This window comes from Lysinibacillus sp. GW247-5R2A (genome assembly GCF_059424475.1).
Window position 1 is genome coordinate 737118 of record NZ_JBWKZL010000001.1, and the last position, 8427, is coordinate 745544.

The following is an 8427-nucleotide window of genomic DNA, read 5'->3' on the forward strand; positions in this document are numbered from 1 at the left end:
TTATTTCGACTCCTTCTCTTTATAGATTTCATACTGTTCTTTTAAATTAGATGGCATTTCGCCTTTATACATGTTTTCCATCAGCTCTGTTACTTTTTGTTTTGGAGCAGCATCAGCTTTTTTGATGGCTTCTTTAATTTCTTCTTTAGCACGCTCAATGACTGCTTCTTCTTTCTTCTCATCCCATAAGCCTTTTGCTTCTAGGTATTTACGGAAGCGAACAAGTGGGTCTTTTTGAGCCCATTCAGTATCTGTATCAGAAGTACGGTAACGCGTTGGGTCATCCCCAGCCATTGTATGTGGGCCATAACGGTAACACATTGTTTCAATTAACGTTGGACCTTCACCATTAACAGCTCGCTCACGTGCATCACGCGTTGCTACGTAAACTGCAAGCGCATCCATTCCATCTACTAAAATACTTGGTAAACCTGCTGCCACACCTTTTTGAGCGATTGTTTTTGCAGCAGTTTGTAGTTCACGTGGTGTAGAAATTGCATATTGGTTATTTTGTACAATGAAGATCGCTGGAGATTTAAATGCACCAGCAAAGTTAATACCTTCATAGAAGTCCCCTTGTGATGAACCACCATCACCTGTATATGTTACTGCAACAGCTTTTTTCCCACGCTTTTGAATACCTAGTGCAACACCTGCTGCTTGGATAAATTGAGCACCGATAATAATTTGTGGTGCTAGAACATTTACACCCTCAGGTACTTGGTTCCCCATAAAATGTCCACGAGAGAATAAAAACGCTTTATCTAAAGGTAGGCCATGCCACACGATTTGTGGAACATCACGATACCCCGGTAAAATCCAATCCTCTTGTTCTAATGCAAAGTGTGAAGCAAGCTGAGAAGCTTCCTGACCTGCCGTTGGTGCATAGAAACCTAAACGGCCTTGACGGTTCAGTGAGATTGAACGTTGGTCTAAAATACGTGTATAAACCATACGTGTCATTAGTTCAACTAATTCTTCATCCGATAATTTAGGATCTGCCTCATTATTTATAATTTCGCCTTCTTCATTCAAAATTTGAAACATTTCAAACTTATCTTCGATTTCAGTTAGCGTTTGTTTAGCATCAAAAATATTATTGTTTTTCTTGCTCATTTGTCACATCTCCCTTTCAGCTGTATTAAAATAAATCACCTTTTTGACTAGTACAACTTATTCTTGACACTCAGTATACTGAATAAAATACTGTCGGTCAATCATATATTACGGCTATAAACAAAGATTTTTTCTAAAATAACAATTAATTATCTCTGTCCTATACTGTATTACCAATATCAAAAATCTGTATTAGAACACCATATTTACGCCTTGTAATTCTTAAGTTTTCCAACAGGTTTTCCACTAGTAGAATACCCCATTCTAGAAAATCTAATAGCATTCGAAAAATTTTTTGAGTATATTCAAATAAGGTCTTTTTTCATGTGATTGTTTTTAGACGTGATGTATACTTATAAATAGAGCACTACAAAGATGAAAGGAAGATTACTATATGATTTTAATGGATGATATTATCCGCGAAGGTCATCCGACTTTACGCACGAAAGCAGAGGAAGTTAAATTCCCTTTATCTGATGAAACAAGACAGCTTGCTGAAGATATGCTTCAGTACTTAATTAACAGCCAAGATCCTGAAATGGCGGAAAAATATAATTTACGCAGCGGCATCGGCTTAGCTGCCAATCAAGTAAATAGTCTACAGCGTATGTTTGCACTTCATTTGCAAGATGATGCTGGTGAACAATTAAGCTTCGTAGCCATAAACCCCAAAATTGTCAGCCATTCAGTTGAAAATACATACCTCTCTGCTGGAGAAGGTTGTCTTTCCGTTGATCGTAATGTTCCTGGATACGTCCCACGTCATGCACGCATTACAGTAAAATTTAAAACTATAGATGGGGAAGAAAAGAAAATGCGCCTGAAAGGCTTGTCTGCCATCGCCTTTCAGCATGAATTAGATCATTTGAACGGTGTCATGTTTTATGACCGTATTAATGAAAAAAATCCATTTGCTGATATCCCGGAGTCCATCCCATATGAGCGTGACTAAAAGCGAATCAACAAAACAAACCTCAGCATTTACGCAGAGGTTTGTTTTTTCTATGTTCTCAATTTTTATTCGTTCATTTCATTTGCAAGCTCTTCATTTATCTTATTAATTAATATAGGTAGGTCTTTCATCGTTTCAATGGTATAGTGTGCACCAGTCTTCTCAAAAATACGTTTTGTTTTTTCAATGGCTTGTTGTTGTTCTTCAGCCGTTAAAGCTAAGAACTCTTCTTCAGCCAGTCCCATTTCTGAACTTCCAATAATAACGCCAACAGCCCATACACCCGCATTTAAGGCTTCCTTGATATCTGAGGTTGTATCGCCTACCTTTACAACTTGCTTGGTTGATTTCGATCCTAATGCCTCCATATTTCTGAAAATCATATACGGATATGGCCGCCCCTTATCACTCACCTGTGTCGGAGTCACTAAATAATCTGGTTGATAGCCCTTCATAGCAGCATGTTTTGTTACGACTTCCATCATAGAATCTGTGTAGCCTGTAGTAGAACCAAATCGAATACCAACTTCTCTTAATTGCTGTACGGTCGCTGTCACATGCTGAATAGGATCTGTGTAGGTCGCCAAAGACTCCATTAACTTCGATTCAAATTGATTGTATAGAACATGTACATCTTCCTCTGAAAAATGCTGATGATGAACTCGTTTCCATTCTTCTTTAATCCTTGGCATTTCAAGCATCGTACGAATATGATCAATTTTCAGCATGCCCATAGGTTTACGAGCTTCTTCAAGGGTTACTGTTACACCAGCATCTTCAAAAATCGTTAAAAAAACATTTACAGGGGCAAAGCAACCAAAATCAACTGCTGTACCTGCCCAATCCAAAATTACTGTTTCAATTTTCATTATTTTTCACCACCATATAATTTTCAATGACTTCACATAAGGCCTGCATATCTTCTTCATATATATCACCAATATTACCAATACGGAATGTATCTACATCTGTCAGCTTACCAGGATATATGACAAATCCTGCCACTTTCATCTTCTGATAAAAATGTTCAAACGAAAACTCTTTATGTGGGAACAAATAGGTTGTAATAATTGGTGATTGTAGCTCTTCAGAAATATAGGCATCGAACCCTAGTTCTGATAAACGAGAACGCAGTAATTGATTATTATTTGCATAACGTTTGTACCGTGCGTTAACTCCGCCTTCTTCCACTAACTCTTCTAACGCCTTAGCAAAGGCCGCTACTACATGTGTCGGCGAAGTAAAGCGCCACTTCCCATCCTTTTTCATTACTTCCCACTGACTATATAAATCTAATGCTACACTGCGTGCTTGTCCTTTACATGTTTCTAACACTCTTGTTTTAGCAATGATGAACCCAAAGCCAGGAACACCTTGAATGCATTTATTCGCACTACTAATACAAAAATCAATATGCGAGTCGGCTAAATCCATTGGTACCCCACCAAAGCTACTCATAGCATCTACGATAAATGTTTTGTTGAAAGAGTAGACAACTTCTCCAATTTCTTTAATTGGATTTAAAATACCAGTAGTCGTTTCACAATGTACAACCGCCACATGTGTAATACTTGCATCTTTTTCAAGGAAAGCTTGAACTTCTAAGGATGATGGCTGTTCATCATAAGGGATACTATAAACGACATGCGCTAACCTCAACACTTGAGCCATTTCTACAATTCTTTCACCATAAGCGCCATTCGTTATAATTAGCAATTTATCATCTTCACCAACAGCTGTTGTCAGCACCGACTCTACAACAAAACTCCCACTACCTTGCATTAGTACAGCTGTATAATCAGACTCATCGACTTGCGCTAAATTTAGGAGTTGCTTCCGAATCACTTGTGTCACATTTTTATAGTCATCATCCCATGTACAGCGATCTTTTAACATTTCCTGTTTGACTGTCTTTGTTGTTGTTAATGGTCCTGGTGTTAATAATTTATAGTTGCTCATTTTCTATAGCTCCTTATTTTTGCGCTTCTTTAAAGAAAGCTTGGTGTTTTTCTAATAAATCTACTGTCAATGTTGTATCCCACTTTTTAAGGTGCGCTGGCACATGCTCAGCCTGTACCTGCTCTCCTTCATAAAGTGCTACTGGATATTGCTCTAAAAATCCATTTCGAGCCTCTGTTGCAATTACCTTTGCCATTTCTTTGGCTAATGTTTCATCTCCCTCTTTATCTACAACAGCTACAGATTCCGTTAGCGTAAAGTTCCCCTCTGTTGGGTCAATATATTCTATTGGTAATCCTTCTTCCTTGGCATCAATAGCTTGAATACGTAAACCAAATCCAGCTGCTACTTCACCTGTCTTCACTTTTTTTATTGGTCCTGACCCAGAGCTTTCCATATGAGGTCCAGCATTGTTAATTAAATCTGCCAAAACCCTTTGCCCCTCTTGCTCACCATATTCTTTAATAATGGCTTGGACTAATAGCCAACCGGTTGAGGAGTCCATTATATTTGGGAATGAGACTAAATCTTTAAAGGCAGGGTCTGTCAAATCTTTTATCGTTTTCGGGACAGGCAAGCCCTTTTGTTGCAAAACATCCGTATTTATAAAAATGGATCCTACGTTTCCTAAAATCGGCAATGCATATGTAACACCGCCATCAAGAGGTTTTAAATCTGAAGAAATATCCGCAAACATGGATTTCGAAGTTTGTGCGCTTTCTATAAAATAAGAAGCCATCGTTACGATATCCGCTTCAATATCTGTACCTTCAGCCATCATTTTTCCACCCAATTCCGAAGTACCGAACGATTGAATTAAATACTTTCCTTTATAGCCTTTTTCATCTAATGTCGATTCCATTACTTCAATTGCCTCATCATCTGCATTAGAATAAATAATCACTTCATCCTTCGAACCTGCTTCTACCCCTCCACACGCTGTTAAAACTATTGCTGCCGCACTAACTGTCCCTAACATCATCACCGTTGATTTTTTCATTTTGAAATCTCCTCCACTTTTTCTTTATGTGCTGTTATATAATCACAACCTAATTTCACAATAAGGTTTGTACATAAAATGAATATCGATAGTACGAAAATATCGGTATATTTTGCGAAATGCTGAAGCTCTTTTATCCGTGTCGATACAAGCATAGTTTTTGTGCTAACAAGGAAAATAACGCCACTGACCGTGACCATTGCATTTAAAAAATAGTAGCTAAACATTTGATAAATGGTCGGTCTAATATTCGGCAAAATGATACGTATGACTGTTTTTAACCAAGAATCCTTTAATAGCTCCGCCGTCACTTCCCAGGTTGGGTCCATCTTTTGCAATGAATTTTTAGCCATTAAATAAGGAGTTGTAAAGAAATGCACAATATTACAAGCGATAATGATGAGAAATGTACCCTTTAATGAACTTCCATTAAAGAAAAACAAATACGATAGACCAAGCACCATCCCCGGAACTGTGTTAGTGATCATTGAGGCAAGATCTAAGCTTTTTCTTCCCTTCAATGGCGTCCTCGCATTAAGAAGGGCGGACATAAATGTGATGCTTACACCTAAAACAGCTGTTAAAACCGCTACGATAAGTGAATTCACATAAACCTTTGTTAAATCTTTCTCCGCTAACACATTTCGAACATGTTCAAATGTAAAGCTGAAATCATAGGGATAACCCTTCGTAAATGGAACGATAAACATGGTTGAAAAAATGATAAATACGACTGCAACAGAGGCGATTGAATAGAGCGTAAACAGCGTGTCACGAAGACGATGTTTAACAAGTTCACTTCTCCCCGCCTGTTTATAATGAAAATTAAAGCGTTCTACTATCGTTAGCATGATGACGCCCAGTATAGCTGGGACAAGCATTAACACTGAAATAACTGCCCCACGCTCAAAATGCACAATAGAACCTAGCATAGCTTGATAAAGTTCAGTGGCAATCACCCTATAATTTCCGCCTACCGATGCAGGAATTCCGAAATCTGTAAAGCTTAAAATAAATGTTAAAATAAACGCACCACCAATTGTCCCTAGCATCGGACGGAATACCGTATGATAAAAACGACGGAGCGGACGATCATGCATTAACATAGACACTAGCAAAAATCGTTTATCGATATATTGCATAGAGTTTTGCATGAGAATAAAAGCGACTGGCAATGTGTATAAGATGTAGCCTATCACCAGTCCGTTATATCCATAAATCGTGAAAAGTGGTTGCCCTGCTAATCTTGTTAGGATTCCTTGATTACCAAATGTATAAATCAACACGAAGCCATAGGTGATAGTTGGCAGTAGCATAGGCAACGTAATACCTATCTGTACTAGCTTTTTTGTATGGCGATGCATCGTTGTAAAATGAACAGCGTAGGCCAAGAAAAAAGCTAAGATAGTCGTCATGACCGATGCCACAAAAGAAACTTTAAAGCTATTGAAGAAAGCATCACGAATTTCTATATTTTTTAAAGCATCTATATAATGTTGAATAGAAATCTCATTTCCTACTTTCAAAGACTGCCAAAACATATAAATCAATGGCACAACTAAAAAGAATAGGAGAAATAATAGAATTGGTAGAAAGATTAATTTCATCATTTTATTCGTTTTAAGCATATGTTTCTCCAAACAATTGATAGATGTTGTGGCGCTTAATATGAAGCTGTCTTAAAATAAAGTCCTCAATAAATGAATTTTTCGGTGCCTCTACGATTTCATGTGGTGTACCGAATTGAGCAACCGTTCCTTCATTTATGATTAAAACTTTGTCCGATAAAGTTAGCGCTTCTTCTGGATCATGCGTCACAATAATCGTCGTCAAATTAAATTCACGAGCAATTGATTTAATACGTTCCTTGATAGATTCCTTAATGACTCCATCAAGTGCACTTAACGGCTCATCTAGCAAAAGTATTTTGGGCTGCATAACAAGCGTTCTAGCAATAGATACACGTTGCTTTTGGCCGCCTGATAATTCGTGAATCCTTTTATGCAGATGCGGCGTCAGTTCCAAAAAATCAATATATTCCTGTACCTCTTCTTTGGACATTTGACTATTTTTATTTTTCAATCCATATACAATGTTGTCGTAGGCATTTAAATGAGGGAATAACGCAAAATCCTGAAAAACAATATTGAATCCTCTTTCTTGCATGGATTGCTTCGATATATCTTGCCCATTGTAGATCAGCTGACCACCCGTTTGCTCTGCAAGCCCTAAGATGATATTAAGCAAAGTAGTTTTTCCGCAACCACTCGGCCCTAATAAAGATATAATTTCACCTGATTCGATGGTTACATTGATATCTACTAAAACTTGCTTATTTTTATAGCTTTTTGAGATATTTTTTAGTTCTAACAAATTGGTCACCTCTCTCAGTTCTTAGCTTTAGTATAGTGACCATTTGTAAAGGAAAATGCGTTTTTGTGTAAATGTTGAGTAAATTCTGACCAATTGTTGACAAAGTCGTGCATACTTTGAGTAAATATCTAATAGAGGTGATGAAATGTATATGATAGAAAGACAACAGCAAATATTGCATTTTGTAAGACAGCATAAGGTTGTAAAATTAGTAACACTAACAAAAGAATTTAATGTCTCCATGGAAACAATTCGTCGCGATATTCAACAGCTAATGCTAGACAAGAAAATTGAGAAGTTTTATGGGGGAGTTAAATATATTGAACCTGTAGAGGGACTAATTGATCAACGACTACATGAACAGCTAACAGAAAAAATCGCCATCGCCAAAGCAAGTGCTTCTTTTGTTCAAGATGGTGAATGTATTTTTATCGATAGTGGAACAACTACATATCAAATGACACCATTTTTATTGGACAAGGAAAAATTAACAGTCGTGACAAACTCATTGCCGGTAGCTTTTGATCTAATCGGCTCTAATATTGAAGTTATCCTGCTCGGTGGAAAAGTGCGTCACTCTGAAAAATCGGTGACATCGAATGAATTTCTCTTCCACTTCGAACACCTAAATATTAATAAGGCTTTTATTTGCGCTAGTGGAGTATCTCTTGAAAAGGGTATTTCGGATTTTAATCTAGAAGAAGCTATTACTAGAAAAAAAATTATATCCATCTCTCAAACGGTCTATGTTGCGACTGATTCCTCAAAATTTAACAAGGATGTAGCCATACAAGTATGCCCCCTTGAAGAAGTAGATGTCATTATTACAGACAACGCACTGCCTAAAAAAACGATTCAACATTTTTCAGATAAAGGGATTGAAATAAAACGAGTGAATCCTTCTGAAGAACACCAGTAATTTAGCAAAAAAAACAACTAGTTGCCATAATTGGACTTACCCCTGTCAAGTAGACAGCACTAAAAAACACTACGCAGCCATCTGGTGTCGATATTCTATCGGCGCTAG

Annotated in this window: 8 protein-coding genes; 2 read left to right on the forward strand and 6 right to left on the reverse strand. The window is 37.3% G+C overall.

The features are described 5' to 3' along the window. Complete coding sequence (gene pdhA / locus AC07YC_RS03635) at positions 1-1116, reverse strand: pyruvate dehydrogenase (acetyl-transferring) E1 component subunit alpha (protein WP_008174019.1); 1116 nt, start codon at positions 1114-1116, stop codon at positions 1-3. Positions 1117-1510: 394 nt separating this feature from the next. Between pdhA and def the strand changes: the two genes are divergently transcribed. Next, positions 1511-2068 carry a peptide deformylase gene (def, locus tag AC07YC_RS03640; protein ID WP_036123661.1) on the forward strand — a complete coding sequence of 186 codons (558 nt, stop codon included), beginning with the start codon at positions 1511-1513 and terminating at the stop codon, positions 2066-2068. A gap of 65 nt (positions 2069-2133) precedes the next feature. Here the strand turns inward: def and phnX are convergent, their stop codons facing one another. Genes phnX through AC07YC_RS03665 form a run of 5 tightly spaced genes read right to left on the reverse strand, consistent with a single transcriptional unit; the run spans position 2134 to position 7400 of the window. Continuing rightward, a complete protein-coding gene (gene phnX, locus AC07YC_RS03645) occupies positions 2134-2937 on the reverse strand; it encodes a phosphonoacetaldehyde hydrolase (protein WP_494918365.1) in 804 nt (267 codons plus the stop codon). Further along, positions 2927-4027: a 2-aminoethylphosphonate--pyruvate transaminase gene (locus AC07YC_RS03650; RefSeq protein WP_494918366.1), complete on the reverse strand. Its 1101-nt coding sequence runs from the start codon at positions 4025-4027 to the stop codon at positions 2927-2929. The genes phnX and AC07YC_RS03650 overlap by 11 nt, the downstream gene beginning before the upstream one ends. 13 nt (positions 4028-4040) lie before the next feature. Next, entirely contained in the window at positions 4041-5027 is a 987-nt protein-coding gene (locus AC07YC_RS03655) for an extracellular solute-binding protein (RefSeq protein ID WP_494918367.1), read from the reverse strand. Continuing rightward, positions 5024-6655: an ABC transporter permease subunit gene (locus tag AC07YC_RS03660; RefSeq protein ID WP_494918368.1), complete on the reverse strand. Its 1632-nt coding sequence runs from the start codon at positions 6653-6655 to the stop codon at positions 5024-5026. The genes AC07YC_RS03655 and AC07YC_RS03660 overlap by 4 nt, the downstream gene beginning before the upstream one ends. Beyond that, complete coding sequence (locus AC07YC_RS03665) at positions 6648-7400, reverse strand: ABC transporter ATP-binding protein (protein ID WP_402789339.1); 753 nt, start codon at positions 7398-7400, stop codon at positions 6648-6650. The genes AC07YC_RS03660 and AC07YC_RS03665 overlap by 8 nt, the downstream gene beginning before the upstream one ends. A 151-nt stretch (positions 7401-7551) precedes the next feature. Between AC07YC_RS03665 and AC07YC_RS03670 the strand changes: the two genes are divergently transcribed. Next, positions 7552-8319 carry a DeoR/GlpR family DNA-binding transcription regulator gene (locus AC07YC_RS03670; RefSeq protein ID WP_494918369.1) on the forward strand — a complete coding sequence of 256 codons (768 nt, stop codon included), beginning with the start codon at positions 7552-7554 and terminating at the stop codon, positions 8317-8319. The last annotated feature ends 108 nt before the right edge of the window (positions 8320-8427 follow it).